General features: G+C 69.5%; 18 protein-coding genes. 8 read left to right on the forward strand and 10 right to left on the reverse strand.

Annotated elements, in window-relative coordinates:
• Window positions 1-59: 59 nt before the first annotated feature.
• Complete coding sequence (locus DEA06_RS10750; protein ID WP_116648000.1) at window positions 60-905, forward strand: NAD(P)-dependent oxidoreductase; 846 nt, start codon at window positions 60-62, stop codon at window positions 903-905.
• Between the two features lie 134 nt (window positions 906-1,039).
• Here the strand turns inward: DEA06_RS10750 and DEA06_RS10755 are convergent, their stop codons facing one another.
• Genes DEA06_RS10755 through DEA06_RS10765 form a run of 3 tightly spaced genes read right to left on the reverse strand, consistent with a single transcriptional unit; the run spans window position 1,040 to window position 4,153 of the window.
• Window positions 1,040-2,026, reverse strand: a complete 987-nt coding sequence (locus tag DEA06_RS10755; RefSeq protein ID WP_116648001.1) for an LLM class F420-dependent oxidoreductase — start codon at window positions 2,024-2,026, stop codon at window positions 1,040-1,042.
• A 4-nt stretch (window positions 2,027-2,030) separates the two neighbouring features.
• Window positions 2,031-3,107 (reverse strand): site-specific DNA-methyltransferase, encoded by a 1,077-nt coding sequence (locus tag DEA06_RS10760; RefSeq protein WP_240606914.1) that lies wholly within the window; start codon window positions 3,105-3,107, stop codon window positions 2,031-2,033.
• Window positions 3,104-4,153, reverse strand: coding sequence for a biotin/lipoate A/B protein ligase family protein (locus DEA06_RS10765; RefSeq protein ID WP_116648002.1), 1,050 nt, complete (start codon window positions 4,151-4,153; stop codon window positions 3,104-3,106). The genes DEA06_RS10760 and DEA06_RS10765 overlap by 4 nt, the downstream gene beginning before the upstream one ends.
• A 134-nt stretch (window positions 4,154-4,287) precedes the next feature.
• On the opposite strand from DEA06_RS10765, the gene DEA06_RS10770 reads away from it, so the two are divergent.
• Window positions 4,288-5,472: an acetyl-CoA C-acetyltransferase gene (locus DEA06_RS10770; RefSeq protein ID WP_116648003.1), complete on the forward strand. Its 1,185-nt coding sequence runs from the start codon at window positions 4,288-4,290 to the stop codon at window positions 5,470-5,472.
• 107 nt (window positions 5,473-5,579) lie between these two features.
• Here DEA06_RS10770 and DEA06_RS10775 read toward each other — a convergent pair whose 3' ends face one another.
• Window positions 5,580-7,742, reverse strand: a complete 2,163-nt coding sequence (locus DEA06_RS10775) for an MMPL family transporter (RefSeq protein WP_116648004.1) — start codon at window positions 7,740-7,742, stop codon at window positions 5,580-5,582.
• Window positions 7,743-7,827: 85 nt separating this feature from the next.
• On the reverse strand, window positions 7,828-11,160 hold the full coding sequence (locus DEA06_RS10780; RefSeq protein WP_116648005.1) for a family 16 glycoside hydrolase: 3,333 nt from the start codon (window positions 11,158-11,160) through the stop codon (window positions 7,828-7,830).
• Window positions 11,161-11,506: 346 nt separating this feature from the next.
• Between DEA06_RS10780 and DEA06_RS16915 the strand changes: the two genes are divergently transcribed.
• Entirely contained in the window at window positions 11,507-11,641 is a 135-nt protein-coding gene (locus tag DEA06_RS16915) for a hypothetical protein (RefSeq protein ID WP_276308350.1), read from the forward strand.
• Between the two features lie 3 nt (window positions 11,642-11,644).
• Window positions 11,645-12,265 (forward strand): hypothetical protein, encoded by a 621-nt coding sequence (locus DEA06_RS10785; protein WP_116648006.1) that lies wholly within the window; start codon window positions 11,645-11,647, stop codon window positions 12,263-12,265.
• Window positions 12,266-12,362: 97 nt separating this feature from the next.
• Here DEA06_RS10785 and DEA06_RS10790 read toward each other — a convergent pair whose 3' ends face one another.
• The 3 genes from DEA06_RS10790 to tatA form a co-directional block, all read right to left on the reverse strand.
• Window positions 12,363-12,725 carry a Sec-independent protein translocase TatB gene (locus DEA06_RS10790; protein WP_116648007.1) on the reverse strand — a complete coding sequence of 121 codons (363 nt, stop codon included), beginning with the start codon at window positions 12,723-12,725 and terminating at the stop codon, window positions 12,363-12,365.
• Window positions 12,722-13,483 (reverse strand): twin-arginine translocase subunit TatC, encoded by a 762-nt coding sequence (gene tatC / locus DEA06_RS10795; RefSeq protein ID WP_116648209.1) that lies wholly within the window; start codon window positions 13,481-13,483, stop codon window positions 12,722-12,724. Before tatC ends, DEA06_RS10790 begins: the two co-directional genes overlap by 4 nt.
• A gap of 68 nt (window positions 13,484-13,551) precedes the next feature.
• The gene (gene tatA, locus DEA06_RS10800; protein WP_116648008.1) at window positions 13,552-13,797 is read right to left on the reverse strand and encodes a twin-arginine translocase TatA/TatE family subunit; all 246 of its coding nucleotides are present in this window, start codon (window positions 13,795-13,797) and stop codon (window positions 13,552-13,554) included.
• A gap of 428 nt (window positions 13,798-14,225) precedes the next feature.
• Between tatA and DEA06_RS10805 the strand changes: the two genes are divergently transcribed.
• The 4 genes from DEA06_RS10805 to DEA06_RS10820 all read left to right on the forward strand — a co-directional run bounded on the left by DEA06_RS10805 (window position 14,226) and on the right by DEA06_RS10820 (window position 21,359).
• On the forward strand, window positions 14,226-17,738 hold the full coding sequence (locus DEA06_RS10805) for a PQQ-dependent sugar dehydrogenase (protein WP_116648009.1): 3,513 nt from the start codon (window positions 14,226-14,228) through the stop codon (window positions 17,736-17,738).
• Window positions 17,739-17,829: 91 nt separating this feature from the next.
• Window positions 17,830-18,852 (forward strand): sugar phosphate isomerase/epimerase, encoded by a 1,023-nt coding sequence (locus DEA06_RS10810; protein ID WP_240606915.1) that lies wholly within the window; start codon window positions 17,830-17,832, stop codon window positions 18,850-18,852.
• Between the two features lie 17 nt (window positions 18,853-18,869).
• A complete protein-coding gene (locus DEA06_RS10815) occupies window positions 18,870-20,138 on the forward strand; it encodes a hypothetical protein (protein WP_116648010.1) in 1,269 nt (422 codons plus the stop codon).
• Window positions 20,139-20,216: 78 nt separating this feature from the next.
• Window positions 20,217-21,359: a hypothetical protein gene (locus DEA06_RS10820; protein ID WP_116648011.1), complete on the forward strand. Its 1,143-nt coding sequence runs from the start codon at window positions 20,217-20,219 to the stop codon at window positions 21,357-21,359.
• Window positions 21,360-21,624: 265 nt separating this feature from the next.
• Here the strand turns inward: DEA06_RS10820 and DEA06_RS10825 are convergent, their stop codons facing one another.
• Both DEA06_RS10825 and DEA06_RS10830 read right to left on the reverse strand, forming a co-directional pair.
• Window positions 21,625-22,812 carry an ROK family transcriptional regulator gene (locus DEA06_RS10825; RefSeq protein ID WP_116648012.1) on the reverse strand — a complete coding sequence of 396 codons (1,188 nt, stop codon included), beginning with the start codon at window positions 22,810-22,812 and terminating at the stop codon, window positions 21,625-21,627.
• 98 nt (window positions 22,813-22,910) lie between these two features.
• On the reverse strand, window positions 22,911-23,951 hold the full coding sequence (locus DEA06_RS10830; RefSeq protein ID WP_116648211.1) for an ABC transporter permease: 1,041 nt from the start codon (window positions 23,949-23,951) through the stop codon (window positions 22,911-22,913).
• Window positions 23,952-23,957 lie beyond the last annotated feature (6 nt).

Raw genomic sequence — 23,957 nt, forward strand, 5'->3', positions numbered from 1 at the left:
TCTGCGGCGTCGAGCGCAAGCGGGCCTCCCACCGAGGGGCGGCGTGCCACTGTGGAGCCATGCGTATCGCACTGACGGGATCATCGGGAAAATTGGGCACGGTCGTCGCCCGCGAACTGCGCGAGCACGGGCACGAGGTGATCGGCCTCGACGTGGTCGGCACCCGCGGACCGGGGTTCGTCCAGGTCGACCTCACCGACTACGGGCAGGTGATCGATGCCCTCGCCGGCGTGGGCGACCAGCACGACGGGGTCGATGCGCTCGTGCACCTCGGGGCGATCCCGGCACCCGGCATCCGCTCCGACATCGCGACGTTCCACAACAACATCACCGCGAGCTTCAACGTGTTCTGGGCGGCCGTCCGGCTCGGCATCGACCGGATCGTGTACGCCTCGAGCGAGACGGTGCTGGGGCTGCCGTTCGACGTGCCGCCGCCGTACATCCCCGTCGACGAGGAGTACCCGGCTCGTCCAGAATCGGTGTACTCCCTCGTGAAGCACCTCGAGGAGCAGCTCGCGATCGAGCTCGTGCGCTGGAACCCGCAGCTGTCGATCACCGCGCTGCGCTTCTCGAACGTCATGGTGCCCGACGACTACGACGAGTTCCCGTCGTTCGACGCCGACGCGACGACCCGCAAGTGGAACCTGTGGGGCTACATCGATGCCCGCGACGGCGCCCAGGCGGTCGAGCGTGCGCTCGAGATCGCCCCGCCCGGATTCGACCGCTTCATCATCGCCGCAGCCGACACCGTGATGGATCGCCCGAACGCCGAGCTCATCGCCGAGGTGTTCCCCGGGGTGGAGCTGCGCGGCGAGTTCGGCGACCACGACACCCTGCTGTCGATCGACAAGGCACGTCGCCTCCTCGGCTACGCCCCGCAGCACTCCTGGCGCGACCCCCGCTGACCCCGGATGCCGGGGCGGCTCCGCCGCATCCGATCAACACTCTCCCGCTCGAACCCACACGCCCGCGCTGCCGCGGGGTGTGGATTCGAGCAGTTGAGTGTGGAGCGGATGCTGCGCCCCGACGCGAGGCGCGCTCAGCGCAGCGCCGGCACGACCTCGCGCTCGAAGAGGTCCACACCGGAGCGGTCGTAGGCCGCCTCGGGGAAGTAGTGGATGGCGTAGCCGAGGCCCGCGGCGGCCCGTTCGGAGAGACGCTCGACGATCTGCTCGGGGGTGCCGAACGCGGGCGACTCGCGGTAGTCGCGTTCCATCTGCGCGGCCCGCTCGGCTCCGACGTGGGGCGTCAGGCGGGCGATGACCGCGTCGAGCCGATCGGACGCTTCCGCCTCGGTCGCAGCGACGATCGTGTTGAAGTTCGTCGATCGGGTGATCTCGTCGAAGTCGCGGCCGAGCGCGTCGGTGTGACCGCGCAACACCTCGGACTTGTGGGCGAACTCCTCGATCGAGCTGCCGAAGTTCGTGTACGAGGCGTACTTGGCCGCGATCTTGAGCGTGACCTTCTCGCCGCCACCGGCGATCCAGAGCGGGATGCCGCCCTCCTGCAGCGGGAGCGGCCGGACGATCGCACCGTCCGCCTGGTAGTAGGTGCCGTCGAGGGTCGCCGAACCGGTCGTCCACGCCTGGTGCATGATCTCCACGCCCTCGCGGAGACGCCCGAGCCGCTCGGCGATCGGCGGGAAGCCGTAACCGTACGCCCGCCACTCGTGCTCGTACCAGCCGCCGCCGATGCCCATCTCGGCGCGCCCGCCCGAGATCAGGTCGACGGTCGCGGCGACCTTGGCGAGGTAGGCCGGGTTGCGGTAGCCCATGCACGTGCACATCTGACCGAGGCGGATGCGGTCGGTCGAGGCGGCGAACGCCGACATGAGCGTCCACGCTTCGTGCGTGGCTTCCTCGCTCGGCACGGGGGTCGTGTGGAAGTGGTCGTACACCCACAGCGACTCCCACGGACCCTCGTCGGCGTCCTGCGCGAGAGAGGCCATGACGCGCCAGTGGTCGGCGGGGGCGATGTCGACGAGGTCGAAGCGCCAGCCCTGGGGAATGAAGAGTCCGAATCGCATGGACTCAGGCTACGGGGGCGGAGGCGACCTCGACCACGGTCGCGTGCGGTATCCGCTCGCGCATGACCGCGACGGCGGCGGGATTGTCGTCGACGAGCACCGCGTGCCGACCGAGGGCCGCGGCGACCGCCCCGGTGGTGCCGCTGCCGGCGAAGAGGTCGAGCACGTGATCGCCCTCGCGGCTCGACGCCTGCACGATGCGTCGGAGGATGCCCTCCGGCTTCTGCGTCGGATAACCGGTCTTCTCGCGCCCGGTCGTCGGCACGATCGTGTGCCACCACACGTCGGTGGGGAGCTTGCCCCGCGCCACCTTCTCGGCGGTGACCAGACCCGGCGCCATATAGGGCTCGCGGTCGACCGATTCGGAGTCGAAGTGGTAGCGCTGCGGGTTCTTCACGTAGACGAGGATCGTGTCGTGCTTCGTCGGCCACCGCCGGCGGGTCTTCGCCCCGTAGTCGTAGGCCCAGATGAGTTCGTTCAGGAACCGCTCGCGCCCGAACAGGGCATCCATCAGCACCTTGGCGTAGTGCGCCTCGCGGTAGTCGAGGTGGAGGTAGAGGGTGCCGTCGTCGGCGAGCAGCCGCCATGCCTCGACCAGCCGCGGCTCCAGAAACCCCCAGTAGTCGTCGAACCGGTCGTCGTAGGCCCGCAGATCTCCGCGCAGCCGCTCGTACTCGCGCCCGTGGAACCCGCGCCACACGATGGTCTGCGCGGCATCCTCGCCCGTACTCAGGACGGATGCTGCGACCTCGGCGTCGCGCTCGCGTGATTCCGCGGTCTCTGCCGCTGCCGCCCCGGGTTCATCCTGAGTTGTGACTGCAGACGACGCCGCAGCCGTACCGGACGCAGCCGCAGCCGTACCGGGCGCAGCCGCAGCCGTATCGGGCGCAGCCTCGTCGGGGGTGGGCGCCGGCGCCCACGTGCGGGCGGTCTCGACCGCGCGCTCGCGCGTGCGCCCGGTGTTGAAGGGCGGGTCGAGGTAGACCAGCGTGAAGGCGCCGTCGGCCAGGGCCGCGGCGGCGGCGAGGTTGTCTCCCGAGTAGATCTGCACCGATCCGGGGAGGGCGGCGCCGGAGGTCACGGCACCCGGTGCAGCCAGGCGTCGCTCGAGAACTTCGATGCCACGAGCGCCTCGGCCTCGGCGTACTCCTCGTCGCTGATGCGGCCGGGTACGGCTCCGTACAGGGTGGAGAACGTCGAGATGAAGCGGTCGATGATCTGCTCGCGCGGAAGGCCGGTTTGGCTGCGCAGCGGATCGACCCGCTTGGCGGCCGAGACCGTGCCCTTGTCGCTGAGCTTCTCGCGGCCGATCCGCAGCACCTCGGTCAGCGTCTGGCCGTCCATGTCGTAGCTGAGGGTCGCGTGGTGCAGGACGCCGCCGTTGGCGAGTCGCTTCTGCGCGGCACCGCCGATCTTGCCGTGGGGCCCGGCGATGTCGTTGAGCGGTTGGTAGGTCGCGTCGATGCCGAGCGACTGCAACGCCTGCAGCACCCAGTCGTCGAGGAACGCGTAGGAGTCGGCGAAGGTCATGCCGGCGACGAGCGAGGCCGGCACGTAGAGCGAGTACGTCACGATCGAGTTCGCGGCCATGAGCATCGCCCCGCCACCCGAGATCCGTCGCACGACGTCGAAGCCGTGGCGGGCGGCGGCCGCCGGGTCGACCTCGTTGCGATACGACTGAAACGAACCGATGACGACGGCGCTCTCGTCCCACTCCCACAGGCGCAGGCTGGGCCGGCGCCGGCCGTCGCCGACGCGAGTGGTGAGCACCTCATCGAGGGCGAGATTCATGCGCGGCGAGACGGGCTTGTCGTGCAGCACCTCCCACTCGAAGTCCTTCCACCCGGGGGCGGTGATGAGGGCGCGGCGGACGGCCGTGGCGACCGACTCCGGCGTGAAGCCGAGCAGCTGAGCGCCCTCGGGCAACGCCGCGCGGATCGCGGCGGCGATCGTCGGCACGTCGGACTCGACGGCGAGGCCGTTCACCGCCGCGTCGATGTCGTCGAGCGCGGAGTCGGGCTCGAGGAAGAAGTCGCCTGCGAGGTGGAACCCCGAGATGCGGCCGTTGACGTTGTCGAGGTCGACGACGACGAGCTTGCCGCCGGGTACCTTGTATTCGCCGTGCATAGGGAGAGCCTACGCACCCGGCGGCGGGGACGTCAGCGGGCGGGACGTGGGGCTCCGCCCCGGGGTCGCGGTCGACGAGGTCGTGGCGGCGACGGAGCCCGCCTCATCGTCGCCGACGCGCTTAGGGTGAACGCATGACCACGGACGACGTCGTTCTCGTTTCCGCCGCTCGCACCCCGCAGGGGCGCCTGAAAGGGCAGCTGTCTTCGCTCTCCGCCACCGAGCTCGGCTCGATCGCGATACGCGCGGCCCTCGAGCGCGGCTCCGTGCCCGCCGACGCGGTCGACGCGGTACTCGCCGGCCAGGTGCTGCAGGCGGGAGCGGGGCAGAATCCTGCCCGCCAGGCGGCGCGGGGGGCCGGCATCCCCTGGGGCGTCCACGCCGCGACGATCAACAAGGTGTGCCTGTCGGGGCTCACCGCCGTGATCGACGCCAAACGCATGATCGACGCCGGAGACGCGAAGGTGGTGGTCGCGGCCGGCATGGAGTCGATGAGCCGCGCGCCGCACCTGCTGATGGGCTCGCGCGAGGGGTGGGCCTACGGGTCGGTCGAGGCTCTCGACCACATGGCGCACGACGGGCTCACCGACGCGACCGACAACGAGAGCATGGGCGCCTCCACCGAGCGCGCGAACGAGCGGTTCGCCGTGAGCCGCGAGGCTCAGGATGCTGTCGCCGCCCGCTCGCACCAGCGCGCGGCCGCGGCGCAGGAGGCCGGAGTGTTCGACGCGGAGATCGCGGTCGTCGAAGTGCCGCAGCGCAAGGGCGCCCCGGTCGTCGTGTCGCGCGACGAGGGCATCCGCCCCGACACCACCGTCGAGACGCTCGCGGGCCTGCGCCCCGCCTTCGCCGCCGGCGGGTCGCTCACCGCCGGCAACTCCTCCCCGATCTCCGACGGGGCGTCGGCGGTCGTGCTGACGACCCGCTCGCACGCCGCCGAGAACGGCTGGCCGGTCCTGGCCGTCGTCGGCGCCCACGGGCAGGTGGCCGGACCCGACAACTCCCTGCACGAACAGCCCGCGCGTGCCATCGAGGCGGCGATGGCGAGGCAGGGCATCGTCGCCGCCGACCTCGACGTCGTCGAGATCAACGAGGCGTTCGGCGCCGTCGTCGCGCGCTCGCAGGCCGAGCTCGGTCTCTCCGACGACGTCGTGAACATCCACGGCGGCGGGATCGCGATCGGTCACCCGATCGGCGCATCGGGCAACCGCCTCGTCGTGCACGCCGCGCACGAGCTCGTCCGTCGCGGCTCGGGCACTGCCGCCGTCGCCCTCTGCGGCGGGGGCGGCCAGGGCGACGCCCTCATCCTCACGCGGTAGCGGAGCCCCGCCGCATCCGCTCGGCCCCGAGAGCCCAGAACACCCGGACGCGCATCCCGCGTGCTCCGGGTGTTCTGGGCTTTCGACGTGGGTGGGAGGGGGGAGGGTCACATCTTGGCGGGTTCCGGTACGCGGATGACGCGCGCATCGGGATCATGCCTGCGGGCACCGGCGGACGGCCACCAGTTCCCGCGGCCGAGGAGCGTCATGGCCGCCGGCAGCAGCAGCCCGCGGATGAGCGTCACGTCCAAGAGCACGGCCACCAGCATCCCGATGCCGATCTCCTTCATCGCGACGAGCTCGCCGACCGCGAAGCCCAGGAACACGATGCAGATCGCCAGAGCGGCGGTGGTCACCACGGGGCCGGTCTGCGTGATCCCGTACCTCACGGCCTCGGCGTTCGCCGCGCGCGGATCGACGGCGGGGTCACGCTCGACCCACCTCTCGCGGATGCGCGCGAGCAGGAAGACCTCGTAGTCCATCGTGAGTCCGAACGCGAGAAGCCCGATGAACAGCGGCGTGGTCACGTCGAGGGTGCCCACCGGCTCGAACCCGAGGAGCGCACTCCCCCAGCCCCACTGGAAGATCATGACGAGCACCCCCAGCGTCGCCGTCATGGTGAGGATGCTGAGAAGCAGCGCCTTCACCGGAACGATGACCGACCGGGTCAGGGCGAACAGCAGCGCGAAGCTGGCCACGGCGACGACGCCGACGGCGAGCGGGATGCGCTGCAGCAGATGCTCCTGCGTGTCGACGAGGGCCGCCGCGGGGCCGGTCACCTGCACGGTCAGGTCGGTGTCGACCGCCCGCGCCTCGTGCACCAGGCGTTGCGCGGCCGCGCTCGTCGCGCTGTCGCCGACCGGGGTGAAATCGACGGCGGTGACGTCCCCCGGAAGGTCGGCGACGAGATCGGCGTCGGCGACATCGGGCGACGCGGCGATGCGGTCGAGGACGGCGACGACGGCGGGGTCGCCGACCGCGCCGTCGACGACGACCGTCACCGGCTCGACGCCGAACCCGGCGAAGCCCGTCGTCGTCGCCTCGTAGGCGCGGCGCTCCTCGGCCGCCGGCGGCAGCGAGCGGATGTCGGAGCTGTCGAGTGCGAGGGAGGAGAGGGGGGCGGCCAGGGCGAGGAGGACGACAACGGCGCCGATGACGACCGCGACCGGCCGACGCTGGGCGAGACCGGCGGAGCGTGCGAGCCAGCCCCGCGATGCCGACGCGTCCGGGCGCGACCACGGCCGCGCCCACGTGCGGACCCCCCGGGCCGGAAGGTGCCGGTGCACCACGGCGAGCGCCGGCGGAAGCAGCGCGAGACCCGCCGCGGTGGACAACACCACCACGATCGCGCCGCCCAGCGCCATACCCGACAGCAGGGGGTCACCCAGGAGGAGCACGCCGACGAGGGCGATGAACACGGCGAGACCCGAGATGAGGACGGCCCTGCCGGCGGAGGCCACCGTGCGGGTCATCAGGAGCTCGAGCGGCGCATCGGGGTCGTTCTGCCGCTCCTCGCGGAAGCGCATGATCACGAGCAGGCTGTAATCCACTGCCAGGCCCAGACCCAGGATCGTGACGATGTTGACCGCGAACTCGTTGACGGGCATGACCGCGACCACGGCCCCGAGCACCAGGAGCGTCACCACGATGGACGCCAGAGCGACCACGATGGGCAGGATGCCGACGCGGAAGCCGCCCAGCACGATGACGAGGACGACGAGCAGGACGACGATGGCGATCCCCTCGCCGATCGCGGCGTCGGTGAGGGCGCGATCGACGAAGGCCTGCTCGGCGAGCAGCTGCCCTCCGACGAGCACCTCGGGGGCGGCGATCGTGTGGAGACGCTCGGAGACCTCCGCGGCCACCGCGAGGGCGGCCTCCCCCTCGAGTGCGCGGTCGATTTCGACCACCACGAGCGACGATCGACCGTCATCTCCGATCGCGCCACCGGAGGTGTAGGCGTCTGAGACGTCGACCACTCCCGGAACCTCCCGGATGCCGGTCAGCACCGACGTCGCGCTCTCGCGCAGCGCGGGAGAGAAGAAGTCCTCCCCCGCGATCACGGCCGTGACGAGCTCTCCTTCGGGGTCAAGCTGGTCCAGGCGCTCCTGGGCGATCAGCGACTCGGCGCCGGCGGGTGCGTCGTCGACCGACGTCATCCGATCGAAGACGTCACCGGCGAAGACCGCCCCGATGACGATGAGGAGACCCCACACGCCCAGGAAGAGGAAACGGCGCCGAACGGTGGCGCGGCCGAGGGTGGCGAGCATGGGGTCCTCCCGGACTGACGGGGCAAAAGGAGACCCTCCGGTGGCGGACACGAGGTCCGCCACCGGAGGGCGAGGTTCTCTGCGCCTAGCGGCAGCTCTTCGCGGCGTAGGCGGTCGTCGCCTCGCCGGTCCTGCTGTCGCCTGTCGCTGCGACCGTCGCCGATCCTGCCGGGACGGAGGCCTGGCGGGTGGTGAAGGTGTGAGCCACCGTGGCGCCGGGCTTCACCGCCTTGACGACCTTCTCGCCGTACGCGGACGTCAGCGTGACGTCCACAGGAACCGTATCGGAGTTCGTGGCACGAACCGTCAGCGATCCCTTCCCGGCGATGCAGCGGACCTCGCTGGTCGCGCTCACCGACAGGGGCGCCGGAGCGGTCAGATCCTTGACGCGGATGTTGCGGTACGACACCGCCTCACCGCCGCCGTGGTTCTGGACGCCGATGAAGCGGTCCTCGAGAAGGCGGTTCGGATCCGTGCTCGTGAAGTCGTTCACGAGGGTGCCGTTGAGGTAGATCTTGATGTTCTTCCCCTTCACGACGATCTCGTAGCCGTTCCACGAACCGACGGGGTTCAGCGACGCCTCGACGGCCTCCGCGTTCGCCCCCTGGAAGGTGTAGATCGCGCCCGTGGTGCGATCCGCCGCATCCGTCGCGTCGATCTGGATCTCGTACCCCTGGTTCACCGCGACCCACGGGTCGTTGCCCGGGTTCGGGAACCCGACGAACACGCCACCGTTGTGGTCGGCGACGAGCTTCCAGTCCAGCTTCAGGCTGTAGTCGGTCAACTGCTCGGTGCGGTTCCACAGCAGACCCAGGCCGCCTTCACCACGGATGCTGCAGTCGTCCTGGCGTCCGAACCCACCGGGTCCGGCCATGCGCCAGTCGTCGAGGCTCGCGAGCGTGCCGTCGAACATGCCGCGGTAGCCGTCTTCGATCTGTGCCGGGGCGCAGATGTCGGTGGCCGAGCCGATCGACAGGACGTCGACGTTGATGTTTCCCTTGTTACCCGTCTCGTACTTGAGGGCGATGCTGTTCGCCCCCGCGACGAGGTCGAGGTTGCGGGTGATCGTGCTCCAGGTCTTCCAGTCACCGGTCGACGGGAACGTCCAGTTGTCGACCTTGGTGCCGTTGACGTAGAGACCGACGTCCTTCGCCCCGGGTGCGGGGTTGGGCCCGTTCGAGTACCGCACGTTCACGGGGAAGTTGCCCGCCGTCTCGGAGTCCACGGTGAACGTGAAGGCCGATCCCGCGTTCCACATGCCGCCAGCGAAACCGGCACCGGAGTATCCGCTGTGCTCCCAGTCGACCTTGGCGCCGCCGGTGAGCGTCGCCTCCTCGGCCTCGTACCAGCCGCGGTCGGCCGGCGAGACGTAGCCCGGCAGCGAGTTCAGCGTGTACCAGGCCTCGGTGCTCCACAGGTCGTTGCCCGAGGCCGCCTCGAACGGACGCGGCGAACGGATGTAGACCACGCGGTCCTGCTTCAGTCCCTCGATCTGCAGCGTGACCGTGCGCTTGTCGTCGGAGACCTGGGCGCCGGAGACGCTCAGCACCTCCTCGTCGAGCTTGGGTCCGCCGTAGGTGGAGGTGGGCAGGTAGCGCCACTGCTTGGCCTGGTAGGCCTTCGAGATGTTGGCGACCGTCTCGTCCGAGATGGGCTCGGTGTACTCGATCTGGAATCCGCCTTCGACGACCTTCATCGAGGTCATGTCGAACGCGCTCGGGGTCGTGTTCGGAACCAGCTTCTGGAGGCCGTAGGTGAGCTTGCCCGCCTCACCCCAGTTGCCGCCCTCGCCGGTGCCGCCGATGTAGAGCGACTTGTCCGGGCCCTCGATGACGCGGTTGACCCCGACCTCGAACCCGGCGGAGTGACGGAACACCGCACCCTGGAACTCACCGTCGACCTTCTCGAGGAAGGCGCGCTGCAGACCGCCGTAGGTCACGTCGCCGAACATCATCTGGCCGGCGAAAGGACCGTCCTTGAGCATGATCGGCGTGCTCGGGGAGTTGCCGATCTCGTTCTGCGGGATCCAGACGACGGGCTGGGTGACGGGCTGGTCGTCGAACAGGCCCGGCTTGCCGTCGATGTCGGTGGTGAAGTGGTTGAAGAAGCGACCCGGCTTGATGTTCACCAGCTTGTTGGACGGAAGCCATGCGCCCTGGTTGTCCATCGCGAACAGCTCGTTCTCGGGGCCGAAGGCGACGCCGTTAGGCGTGCGCAGTCCACCGGCGATATAGGTGAGCTCCCCCGTGGTGCGGTTGATCGCGACCGACGTGCCGCGGTTCTTCGCCGGCTGCGGGTTGGTGGTGGCCCCGCCGTTGTTGATGGCGACCGAGAGGTTCACGTAGAAGTTCTCGTCGTCGTGGATGAGGCCGAACGCGAACTCGTGGAAGTTGTTGCCCGAGGGGTACTCGGCGACCTTCCGCTTGGCGTCGAAGAGGCCGTCACCGTCGGGGTCGCTGAGCTCGGTGAGCTGGTAGCGCTCCGATACGTAGATCTTGTCGTCGATCACATCGATGCCCATGGGGTTGAGCAGTCCGTCGGCGACCTTCTTGTAGGTCACGTCCTGGGGGCCGGCGGCCGTCTGGACGCCGTCGAGGAGGTACACCTCGCCGGGCTTCGACGTGTCCCAGCCGCCCGAGTTGACCGAGCCGGTGGTGAGGACGGCCAGCTTGTCGCCGAGGAACGCCAGGCCCGAGACCTTCGGGGTGAAGCCCTCCGGGCGCAGGTTCACGAGGGAGTAGTTGGGGTTGACCGCGTCGAGGCGCAGACCGTCTCCGGCGGAGTCGGTGCTGCCCTCGCAGTACTTGGTGCCGGGGGCGGTCACCCGCACGACACCGGCCTCTGTGCTCAGAGCGCTGGTGGGCACGAGAACGAACGAAGACGTCCCGGGGACCTTCCATTCGAGCTTCAGCGCCTGGCCGTTCGTGGCCTCGAACATCTCGACGAAGAGGTCGTGGACGCCGACGTCGAGGGTGGTGGTGCCCTCGACCGCTTCGGTGCCGTGCAGGCCGTCGTTGTCGATCAGCAGCTTGCCGTCGAGCGTCATGCGCGATCCGTCGTCGCTGCTCAGGCGGAACGTGTAGGCCCCGGGGGTCTCGACGGTGAGGTTCGCCGTCACGTGGGAGATGAAGTTGTCGTTGCCGCCGAAGTCCTCGTCGGTCGAGTAGTTGATGTTCGACATCAGCTTGTCGACGTTCGGGGTCTGGCCGGACTTCAGCGTGCAGAGCTGGGTGAGGGGCGGGGTGTAGTAGGTCCGCAGCGTCACACCCTGGTCCTGGCGAGGCAGGTCCGCCGCGGAGGCGGGAACGATCGCGCCGGCGGCGACCAGCACGCTGCCGAGCGCCACCGCGATCAGGGATCTCGCCGCTCGGCGAGTGCTGCGCCGGCGAGTGCCGGACAAGACAGCAGATTCGGGCATCTTTGCTCCTTTGGGTCATTGCCGCCCCGCGCGCGAGTGCCGAGACAAACAGCGGCGAGAACGGGCGTCGTCATCGTAGGCAACTTTTGCCGCGTTGTCTACAAAACCTGTCAGGTGAATGGTGTTTCGCTCCCGGCTGCGAGGTCGGACCGAGGATCTGCAGACGACGATCCTTCGCTCAGAGGCGGATCGAGACCTGTGTTTTCGGCATTCCGCGACCAGAAGAACATTTGATGCCATTCCGGCAACTTCTGCTTGACGGTTGTCAGTCTGCCGACTACTGTCACATCGAACCCGAGTACACCGACCTTCGTGACAGCGCGGCCACGAGACGATTTCGTCATCGATGCCCACCGTCTCGACGGTCGGCATCCCGTTCACCGGGCTGCGCACCGCTGCCCCGCCCATCGAACACATCGCGGCCGACCCGTCGGTCGCACCCTCGCGGGCCGTCGTCGCGACGACCGCAGAACGGAGCTGAACCATGATGACCTCCACCCGCAACGGGCTGGGCGCACGCATCGGCGTCGCCGCGCTCGGCATCGGCATCCTCACCGCCCTCGGCTCCGGTGCAGCCATCGCCGCGACCGAGGACTCCGTCGACGTCAGCGTCGAGATCGAACCGAACGCTGAACCGGGAGCCCTCGCCCTGACCGTGGCCGGCGAGTCCGCCGCCCTCACCGAGACGGATTCGATCGGAACCGACCGGGTCTTCACCGGGACGCTCCCGACGGTCACGGTCACCGATACCCGCCTCGCCGAGGACGTCGATCCCGAGGCGTTCTGGTACGTGCTCGGCTCGATCACCGACTTCACCGGTGACGCCGACCAGCCCGACATCCTCGCGGCCGACGCCTTCGGCTGGGCTCCGGCGATCACCGCGGGCGACCCCGCGCTCGTCAGCGAGGGCGACGAAGTGCTCCCCGGCGCACCGTTCGGCTCCGGGTTCGGCGACGACCAGGAGCTGCTCGCCCTGGCCGACAACGCCGCCGCGGCCGCGCCCGGCTCCTACTCCGCCAACGCCGAGCTGACGCTGCGCACCCCCGGCACGGTCGCCCCCGGCAGCTACGCCGCGACGATCACGCTGTCGCTCTTCGAGGGCTGACACGCACCACACGGTGAAGGGCGGGGCGAGACGATCTCGTCCCGCCCTTCGTCGTTCCGGCCGACCTCCGCACGCCTGGTCTGACGGATGCGTCGACTCAGGCCCGCGTGTCGCCCTCGCCGACGGCCCGCCGACCCGCCGACGGCTCCACCGGCACCGGGGCGGCGCCCCGATGCCGACCCTCCGCCGCCGACGGCGCCTCCGTCTCGGCGATGAGGGCTTCGCGCACGATGCGACGCGGGTCGAACCGACGGGGATCGAGCTGACGCCAATCGCTGTCGGTGAACTCGGGTCCGAGCTCCTCTCGGAGGCGGCCCTCGGCGGATCGCGCGAACACCGTGGCGCGGTCGACGACACGGCGAAGGCCTGCCGCGTAGACGGGCAGTCGAGCGGGACCGATGAGCATCGCGGCGAGGAAACCGATCAGGATGAGCTTCTCGAACGTCAGGCCGAAGGTCATGCCTGAAGCTCCGAACGATCGGGCACGACGGGCAGCGCCTTCGCCTTCCGGCGATCGAGGATCAGCGAGACCCCCACCGCCGCGAAGAAGAGAGCACTCAGCACTCCCGCCAGCATCAGCATCGAGATGACATCGGCTGCGGGTGTGGCCAGGGCCGCGAAGAGCGTGGCCACGAGGATGGCGATGCGCCAGCCGCGAAGGATCTCACGCCCGCTCATCACGCCGGCGAGGTTCAGAGCGACGAGGAACACCGGCAGCACGTACGCGACTCCGACGACGATCAGGAGCTTGAACACGAAGTCGTAGTAGAAGGACGCCGTATAGAACTGAGCCCCCTGCTCGGGCACGAAGGTGGCCATGAGCTCGACGATGTGCGGAACGATCGCCAGACCCGAGGCGCAGCCGGCGAAGAAGAGCGGGATCGCGGCGGCGAGGAAACCGACGGTGTAGCGAACCTCCGACCGGCTCAGCCCGGGCATGATGAACGCCCAGATCTGCCACAGCCAGATGGGCGCCGAGGCGAGGATGCCGATGGCGAAGGCGATCCGCATGCGCAGATCGAACCCGCTCGTCACAGTGTCGAAGTTCAAGACGGCGAAGTCATCGCCCCGCGATGCCGCGACGACGCGGATCGGTTCGGTGATGAGGTGGATCACGGCGTCGGTGAAGATGAAGGCGCCGACCATCCCGAGCACGAGGGCGAACGCGGCGATCATGAGCCGCTTGCGCAGTTCGACCAGGTGGCCGCCCAGCGACATGCGCCGATCGCGGCGGTGCGCCTTCTTCTCGGCGGCCGACGCCCGCAGGGGCGCGGACACCTCTTATCTCAGCGCGTCGACGCGCGGTCGCCGGCGTCGGAGGCGGCGTGCGGGGCCGCCGCCACTCCAGGCGCAGGCGCAGGTGCGGCCGCGACGCTCTCATCCTCCGACTTCATCGCCTTCATCTCACCCTTGAAGACGCGGGCGGACTGCCCGACGCTCTTCGCGAGCGCCGGCAGTTTGGCCGCGCCGAAGAGGAGAAGGATGACGGCGAGAACGATGAGCAGATGCCATCCGGTCAGTCCGTGAAGCATGGGGCCCTCCTTTGGGCTGCGGGCGACATCGCCCGAAAGATCGAGACGGCGACGGAGCGTTGGGAGGCTCCGACGGCAACGGGGCCGATGCTATGCGCGACGACGGACATTTACAAGATACGAGTAGATGAGAGTCTTGTTACCGGTTATTCGTCACCTTTTGATTGACCGCTGTTGGAACATCCGTCATGATGACGACTGAGCAGCTCGCTCATAGACGGACCGAGCGCTCGACCCCCCGCAGGCCCCACGGTTCGTTTCGCTGCGTCCCGCGGCCCGGCCTGCCCCAACTCGACGAGGAGTGGAGGACATGGCGCGCGGAGGACTCCGCGCGGGCTTAGGCCCGGGTCGCCACGCGAAGCCGTTGGACCGGCTGGTGACGACCCGGTGAAAACAACTCGAACTCGCAAAACAGGAGCTGTTTCACGATGAATCTTATTTCCCGGCGGCAGAGCCGGCGCCAGCGCGCCGTAGCCTCTTTCGCCATCGGCGCCCTCGCGCTGACGGCCCTGGGTGCGGGCGCTCTGCCCGCGTACGCCCACGAGGGCGATGACCACCCGCCCGTCACGGAAGAACCAGGCACCACTCCCCCCGTCACGACCCCCGATGACACCGCAGCAGCGCTCGACTGGTCGAACTACGAGAAGGTGCTGCTGACGAAGAACGTCGGCGAGCCCATCGACCTCGCGGTGATGCCCGACAAGAAGGTGCTCCACACCGCTCGTAACGGCGATCTGCGTCTGACAGACCCCGCCACCGGTGTCACGAAGACGGTCAACACGATCCCCGTCTACATCAACTCCGAGGACGGCCTTCAGACCGTCGCACTCGACCCCGACTTCGAGAACAACAACTGGGTCTACCTGGTCTACTCGCCCATCGACGCCGACGGCGACGGAGTCGCCGACACCCCGGTGGGCAACGCGCCCAACAGCCTGCCCGCAGGAGCCGACGAGTCGTACTGGGATCGGTGGGTGGGCGTGAACCGCCTCTCCCGCTTCACCTGGAACGGCTCCAGTCTCGACATCGCCAGCGAGCAGAAGATCCTCGACGTCGAGGTGCAGCGCGGCCAGTGCTGCCACGTCGGGGCCGATATCGACTTCGACGCCGACGGCAACCTCTACCTCTCCACGGGTGACAACACCCCGGCGAGCACCCCGGGTTCGAACGGCTTCGCGCCGAACAACGACGCGCCCGGAATGAACCCCGGGTTCGACTCCCGTCGCGGCGCCGGCAACACCAACGACCTGCGCGGCAAGATCCTCCGCATCCACGTGGAGCCCGACGGCACGTACACGATCCCCGAGGGCAACCTGTTCGCCCCGGGAACCGAGCTGACCCGTCCCGAGATCTTCGTGATGGGTGTGCGCAACCCGTTCCGCATCGAGGTCGACCCCGAGACGAACTCCCTCAGCTGGGGCGACTACGGCCCCGACGCCTCCAAGGCCGTCGCGGCCGGCGCCGGCCGCGGCCCCATGGGTTACGTCGAGTGGAACGTCGTCGGTCTCGACGAGCCGCACAACGCCGGGTGGCCCTACGTCCACGCCGACAACTTCGCCTACAACGACTGGGACTTCGCCACCGCGACCCCCGGGGCGTTCTTCGACCCCGAGAACCTGGTCAACGACTCCCGATGGAACACCGGTCTCACCGAGCTCCCCGCCGCACGGGCGGCAACGCTCTACTACGGCGACAACCCGGGTGACCAGCCGCGCGACGAGCTCGTGAACTTCGGCACCGGCTCGGGCCAGGCGCCGATGGGCGGACCCGTCTACCACTACGACGAGTCGAACCCCTCGACCACCAAGCTGCCGCAGCACTGGGACGGCAAGGCGTTCATGGGCGAGTGGTCTCAGGATTACATCGCGGCGTTCTCCGTGAACTGGGACGACTTCACGGTCGGGGCCATCGAGGACTTCCTCCCCAATGCCGCGCTGAGCTCCAACGGTCAGCCGATCCACGACAACCCCACCGACATGGAGATCGGTCCCGACGGATCGATGTACGTGCTCGAGTACGGAGACGGCTACTTCCGGGCGAACCCGGATGCCGGCCTGTACCGGATCGACTACGTCGCGGGCAACAAGTCGCCCCAGGCGCGCTACACGGCGACCCCGCGTTCGTCGTCGTCCGCTCCGCTCACGGTGCAGTTCGACGCATCGGGATCCACCGACCCCGAGGGTGAAGCACTCACCTACGAGTGGGACTTCGACGGCGACGGCACGTTCGACGCCACCGGCGTGACCACGTCGTACACCTACACGACCATCGCGAACTACACCGCACGTCTGCGCGTCTCCGACCCGCAGGGCAAGTTCAGCCTCACGTCGCAGACGATCTCCGTCGGCAACCAGGCACCCGAGGTCACCATCGAGTTCCCCGGCAACGGCGCGTTCTTCGACTGGGGCCAGGCGGTTCCGTTCAAGATCACGACGGCGGATGCTGAGGACGGCACCGCGACCGACTGCACCAAGGTCGCGTGGACGTACGGTCTCGGACACGACGAGCACGCCCACCCCGAGTCCTCGGGCACGGGATGCACGGGATCGTTCCGCACCGACCCGAACTCGCCCGAGCACGGGCCCGGCGCGCTGCTGTACGGCGCCGTCGTGGTGACGTACACCGACAAGGGCGCGAACGGCCTCCCGCCGGCGACGGGCGAGGCATCGATCCGCCTCAACCCGAAGACGCAGCAGGCCGAGCACGCCATCCAGCGCCAGGGCGTCGTCACCTACGCCGACTCGGGGGCCTCGGGCGGCAACGCCATCCGCGGCCTGGGTTCGGGCGACTTCCTCAAGTACGATCCCGTGAACTTCTCGGGCATCGACGGGGCAGTCGTGCGCGCCAACGGCGGCGGCGAGGTCCAGCTGCGCTGGGGCGCGGCCGATACGGCACCGTTCGCGACCGCGACGATCCCCGGCGGCTCCGGCTGGCAGGACGTCTCGATCACGTTCGACGCTCCCGAAGGATCGGGCGCCCTGTTCGTCACCTCGGCGGACGAGCTCGCGGTCGACTCGGTGAAGATGGTCGGCGCCGGCGCTGCCGACGTGACGCCTCCCACGGTGACGCACACCCTCGCCCCGGCAGCACCTGCCGGTGTCGGCGGCGTGTACAACGTGCCGGTGCGTTTCTCGCTCCGGCCGGTCGACAACGGCGCCCTCCAGAGCGTGCAGTACTCGCGCGACAACGGTGCGACGTGGACCACCCTCAGCGCGAACCAGCAGTACGGTGCGACGTTCTCGGCGAACGGTGTCTACGACCTCCGCTACCGGGCGACCGACGCCGGCGGCAACGTGTCGCAGGTGGGCTCGGTGTCGTTCACGATCGATCTCGACGCTCCGAACGAGCCGACGGTCGACTCCCGGACGCTGGTGACGCTCGGCTCGCCGCGCGCCACCTACGGCGCCCCGGGCGACGTGGTCGTGGCGGTCACCGGCGAAGGCGGCGTTCCCACCGGTGAGGTCGTGCTCTCCGTGGGCACGACCGAGGTCGGACGCGGAACGCTCGATGCCGAGGGCAAGGCGACCATCACGCTCCCGCAGGATCTCCCGGTCGGCACGCACACCCTGCGTGCCACCTACGGAGCCGACGAGGTCTTCAAGACCTCCGCGGGGACGGGCCGCCTCATCGTGTCGCAGGCACGCTCGACGACCGAGGTCGTCGTCGCGCCGAACCCGGTGAAGCCCGCCGTGGCAGCCACCGCGACCATCTCGGTGGAGTCGTCGACGGGCATCGTCCCGTCGGGAACCGCCACGGTCACGGTGCGTCGAAACGGCGCGGTCGTCGCGACGGTCACCGGCACGCTGAACGCGGAAGGTGACGTCGCCGTGACGCTGCCGAAGCTCAGCACGGCCGGCACCTACCAGGTGCAGGCGGCGTACGACGGCTCGACCGGCATCGCCAAGAGCACGGCGACAGCCAGCCTGACCGTCAAGAAGTAACAACTCGGTGAGGGGTCGCACTCCCGGTGCGACCCCTCACCACCCCGGCCGCCCCCGGGCCCACCGGGCGGACCCACCTCGAAGGAGAGTCATGAGTCACCACCACGATCACGCGCACCCGACGGTGTCGGCCCAGCCGATGAGCCGTCGGACCCTGCTGAAGGCACTGGCCGCATCGTCGGTCGCCGTCGGCATCGGTGCCGCGGCCGCACCGGCCGCCTCCGCAGCATCCGCCTTCGGCACGAAGGCCGCCCTCCCGACCGTCACCGCCGGCAAGCGCCTCGTGCCCGTCAACCGCATCGGCATCCAGCTCTACACGATCCGCGACAAGGTCAGCTCGCTGGGCTTCCGTGCCGTGTTCGAGGAGCTCGCCAACATCGGCTACTCGGAAGTCGAGTTCGCCGGGTACACCCAGGGCCAGAACGGCGCCATCACGCCGGCTCAGATCCGTCAGCTGCTCGACGACAACGGCCTGCGCGCCGTCGGCGCCCACGTCAACCTGAACGCGGGCAACATCGACGCGCAGCTGGAGATCGCGAACGTGATCGGCATGCCGCACCTCGGCCAGGGCGGACCCATCGCCGGAGGATACGGCGGGCCGCTCCCGAAGGAGCAGTGGACCACCGCGATCGCAGCATGGAACGCGATGGGCGCCAAGGCGAAGGCCGCCGGTATCAAGCTCTACGCCCACAACCACGCCCAGGAGTGGAACTTCACGACCGACACGAACGAGCGCGTCTACGACCTGCTCTGGGACGGCTTCGACCCCGACCTGGTGTTCTTCGAGATGGACGTCTACTGGGCGCACGTGGGCAAGTACCTCTACCCCGGCGTCGAGCCGATCGACTACATCAAGCGCGACCCGCGGCGCTTCCCGATCCTCCACCTCAAGGACGGCAAGACCAACACGGCCAGCACCAACGGCTACGACATCGTCGAGTTCGGCGCCGGGAACATCGACTACACGGCGTTCCTGTCGGTGCTCCGCGACCGCGGTCAGCGCTACGGCGTGTTCGAGCAGGACAACGCCTCCACCGTCCCGCTGAACCCGGGAGGCAACTCGCTCGCCAACGCCGACCGCAGCTACGACAAGATCGCCGCGCTGCGCGGCTGAGAGACCAAGGACATCACATGAGAAACCTGATCAAAGCGTCCACGGTCGCGCTCGTCGTCGTCGGGGGCAGCCTCGTCGCCGTCCCCGCCTACGCGGCCGACCTGACCTGCTCCGGCGACCTGGGCAGCCAGACCGTCGCGGGCACCCTGACCGTCCCGGCCGGCGTCGACTGCGTCATCGGCGGTGGCACGGTCGAGGGCGACATCATCGTCGAGGAGGACGGCTGGCTCGACGCCACGTCGGTCACCGTGACCGGTGACGTCATCGCCACCGACGCCTACGGCGTGTCGATCGACGGCACCAGCGTCGCCGGCGACATCGTCGCCTATTCGGCCGACACCCGCGGCGGCTTCCTCTACCTCAACGACCTCGCGGTCGGCGGGTCGGTCGAAGCCGGCGGCATCGACGTCGAGGTCACCGACAGCACCGTCACCGGTTCGCTGAACACCCTGGCGGCCACGTACGTCGACCTCCTCCGCACCTCGGTGGACGGCGACGTCTCGATCGACGGCTCCGACTTCGGCGTCTCGGTCTTCGGCGCCATCGTCAAGGGCGGTGTCTCGGTGAGCGGCAGCTCGCGCGACGTGCTCATCGGTGCCGACGCCGACGGCGTGGCCGACTCGTTCGGCAACACCATCGGAGGCGGCCTCTCGCTCACCGGCAACACGGCGAACCTCCGGGTCGCCTCGACGACGGTGTACGGCGGCATCGCCCTCGACGGCAACACCCCCGCAGCGGCCTTCGGCACCGGCGTCCTCGCCGGTTCGGTCACCGGCGACTACACGGGCGAGGCGCCCGGGCAGGCCGACGGCGACCAGTCGATCGCGGTCACCGTTCCCGAGCAGGGCGACGGCGAGCTGACCTGGTCGCTCGAGGGCACGTCCAACCTGGTCGACCTCGGTGTGGCCGAGGAGCGTCTCGACCACTACTTCGCCGACGGCGAGATCGTGCCGATCCGCATCCAGGACACGCGTCGCGACAACCCGGCGTGGTCGATCACCGCGCAGGTCTCGGACTTCACCGCGGGCGGCGCGGCCGTCTCGAGCAAGTACCTCGGCTGGATGCCCGAGGTCTTCGAATCCGAGGGTGGAGCCGTTGCCGGCCCCGCTGTCCCCTCGGGCTTCGACAGCGGCGACGGACTGTCCGCGGCACGCACGCTGGCACAGGCGGACGCAGGTCACACCCGCGGCTCGTCGCTCGTCGGCGCCGACCTCGAGCTCAAGCTTCCGCTCGACACCCCCCGCGGCACCTACACCGCAACGGTCACGCTGACTGTCCTCGGCTGATCACCCCCTCCCGCCCCGGTCGGCGACGTCGAGTCGTCGGCCGGGGCGGGATCCCTTTTTCGAAAGCGAGCCCCCGCCATGTCCCAGGCGACCCTGTCCCCCTCCCCCCTCCCTCGACGGCACCGCGGCTTCCTCGCGGTCGTCTTCGGCCTCCTCCTGGCCCTGACCGCCCCCGGCGCCGCCGCCTTCGCGCAGACCACCGCCGACCCGTCGTACGAGACGACCGTGTCGTGGAGCGTCCGCCCGGCCGATACCGCACAGGGCACCGGCCGCCCCAACTTCGCCTACGAACTCACCCCCGGCGGCACCGTCGGCGACGCCCTCATCGTCACGAATCGCAGCGTCGATCCGATCGACCTCGGCGTCTACGCGGCCGACGGATTCCTCACCGCCGACGGAACCCTCGACATCCTCGCCGGCGGCGAGCCCTCCACAGAGCTCGGCAGCTGGGTCGACATCGACGTCCCCCAGCTGGCGCTCGCCAGCGGCGAAACGGTCGAAATCCCCTTCACCGTCGCCGTTCCCGCCGACGCCTCACCGGGCGACTACGCCGCCGGGGTCGTCGCCTCCATGCTCGTGACGGGCGACGACGGCACGATCACCGAGCGGCGCCTCGGCTCCCGCATCCACCTCCGCGTCCTGGGCGACCTCGCGCCCGCACTGTCCGTGACGAACGTCGCGGTCGATTACCACGGCACTGCGAACCCCATCGCCGGCGGAGCAGCCACGGTCACCTACACGCTCGTCAACGACGGCAACACCCGCCTCTCGCCCGACGTGAACGTATCTGTCGCCGGCCCGTTCGGGTGGGCCCCTGTCACCGCCGCCGAAGAGGTCCCCGACCTGCTCCCCCGCAGCTCCATCGAGCGCACCGTCGAACTCGCCTCCGTGCCGCCGCTGGCGCTGCTCACCGCGGAGGTCACCGCGACGTCGACGGTCGTCTCCCCCGGCATCACGACCGACGCGGTCCTCCCGGAGCCCCTCGTCTCGAACGGATCGGCCGCCACCGCCGCGGTCCCCTGGACGGTGCTGGCGATCCTCCTGGTCATCGCCGCACTCGTCTACTGGCGGATCCGCGCGCACAAGAGCGCCAAGGCGCAGCACCAGCGCGCGATCGACGAGGCCGTCGCCGCCGCGAAGGCCGAGCTCGCCACGCCCGAGACGACCGACGGCACGGCCCCCGTGCCCGCCGGCAGCGGCGCGACGCCCGGCTCGCCCTGAGCGAGTCCCCCAGACACACCTGCGGCGCGGGGAGGGACACTCCGCGCCGCAGGTGCACCATGTCTACGGCGCGTCGCCCGGCGCGCGCCCGCTCCTCAGCTCGCCGCTTCGGAGGAGATATCCACCTCTGAGGACGAGGGTCGCCGGTCGTCTCACCCCAGCACACGACGGTGCTGCGCTGACCGATGGAGAGGACCGCGAGCGCGCCCCTCAGAAACCGCGATCTCCTCCGATGACGAAGACCGACGGATGCGGCGCTGCCGCCTCAGGACGAGATGAAACCGCTGCTGAGGGCCTCGGGCGAGAGCGCGTGCTCCACCGCGAGCATGCTGGCGCCGAGCACGGCGGCCCGCTCGGCGGCGATCGACTGAACGATCGAGAGGTATTCGGTGGCCAGCGGGGTGGAACGCGTGTAGACGACTTCCCGCACGCCGGCGATGAGGTGCTCGCCCACCCGCGCCATGGATCCGCCGATCGCGATGATCGAGGGGTTCATCAGGCTGACGCAGGTCGTGAGCACCTCGCCGATGTCGCGCCCGGCCTGGCGCACCGCCTGGATGGCGTCGATATTGCCGCGCTTGACCAGGTCGACGACGTCGCTGCCGGTGTGGGCGTCGATGCCCTGCTCGCGCAGCGCGCGCGCGATCGCGGGACCGGAGGCCAGCGCCTCGAGGCAGCCGCGGTTGCCGCACTGACAGGGCACGTTCGCGCCGCGGGCGACCTGAACGTGTCCGATGTCGCCGGCGATGCCCTGCGCGCCGCGCTGCAGCTCGCCGCCCGAGATGATGCCGGTGCCGATGCCGGTCGAGACCTTGACGAACATGATGTGGTCGACCCCGGGCCAGGCGACGGCGCGTTCGCCCAGAGCCATGATGTTCACGTCGTTGTCGACGAGCACGGGCACGGGCATCGGCAGGTGCTGCTGGATCCAGCCGGGGATGTCGAAGCGGTCCCAGCCGGGCATGATCGGGGGGTTCACCGGCTGGCCGGTCGAGTGCTCGACGGGGCCGGGCACACCGATGCCGATCGCGGCGACGTCGCCGACGGTACGGCCGGATGCGGAGAGGAGCGCGGTGGCGCTCTGGATGAGCCAGGTGAGAACGGGCTCGGGGCCGAGCGCGACGTCGAGCGCCTCGGAATGCTCGTCGAGCACGTGACCGGTGAGGTCGGTGATGGCGACGGTGGCGTGCGACGCGCCGATGTCGGCGGCGACGACGACCTTGGCCGCGGGGTTGATGGCGAACTGCGACGGCGGGCGTCCGCCGGTGGAGACACCGTCGGCGACGGGAGTGATCAGACCCATGCGCATGAGCTCGTCCACCCGCACCGCGACCGTGGAGCGGGCGAGCCCGGTCGATTTCGCAAGTTCTGCGCGCGTGCGGGGAACCCCGTCGCGGAGCAGCTGGAACAGCTGGCTCACGCCTGTCACAGACTGTGTGGAGTCCGTCGTCATTCTTGCCACGCCCTCAGTAGATCACTAGATGCTATCGCTCAGCCGTTAAGTCGACGGCGGCCACGCAGAAGCGTGGCCGCCGTCGCTACATGTTCGCCTCAGCTCGACTTTCCGGACGGCCGTGCGAAGCGCTGCTGCAGGAGCACCGCGACCACGATGATGATGCCCTTCGCCACGGCCTGCACCGACGAGGTGAGGTTGTTCTGCACGAACACGTTCGTCAGCGTCGCGAAGATGAGCACGCCGAAGACCGTGCCGGTGATCGTTCCTCGGCCACCGATCAGCAGAGTTCCGCCGACGACCACCGCGGCGATCGCGTCGAGCTCGTACAGGGTGCCGTTCGTCGAGCTTCCCGCGGTGGTGCGAGCGAGAATCATGACGCCGGCGATGCCCGCGCAGAGACCGGCGATCGCGTAGAGCCACATCGTGTGCCGCCGGACGTTGATACCGGCGAGGCGCGCCGCCTCGCGGTTACCGCCGATGGCGACCGTGCGGCGGCCGAAGGTGGTGCGGTTGAGGAGGATCCACCCGAGCACTGCGACCAGAGCAAAGATCCAGATCAGCATGTCGACGCCGAGGATGTCGGCGTTGAAGAAGTCGAGGAAGCCGCGGTCGCCGACGACGAGCGTGCGACGATCGGCGAGAATCTCCGCGAGACCGCGCGCAGCAACGAGCATGGCGAGCGTCGCCATGAACGCCACGACGTTTCCATACGCGATCACGATGCCGTTGATGAGGCCTGCGCCGACGCCGACCAGCAGCGCGATGACGACGATCACCACCCAGTGGAGGCTGTCGGCGAGATCCTGCACCACAGCCAGGGCCGCGACGACCGACGCGAGGCCCATCACCGATCCGACCGACAGGTCGATGCCGCCGGCGATGATGACGAGCGTCATGCCGACGCTGATCACACCGATGATCGACGCCTGGCGGAGGATGACGAGGATGTTGTCGACGCCGACGAAGTTGCTGCCCGCCGTCACCGCTCCGACGATCACGATGACCAGGAGCGCGACGACGAGGCCGAGGTTGCGGCCGACGGGTCCGGAGAGGGCGCGACGCCATGCGGGCTGAGGGGAGTCCACGGGCGTTGCCGCGGTCTCAGGAGGGGCGCTTCGCAACCCGGTGGGGGACATCTGCTC

Source organism: Microbacterium sp. Gd 4-13, assembly GCF_003095395.1.
Classification (GTDB): Bacteria; Actinomycetota; Actinomycetes; order Actinomycetales; family Microbacteriaceae; genus Microbacterium.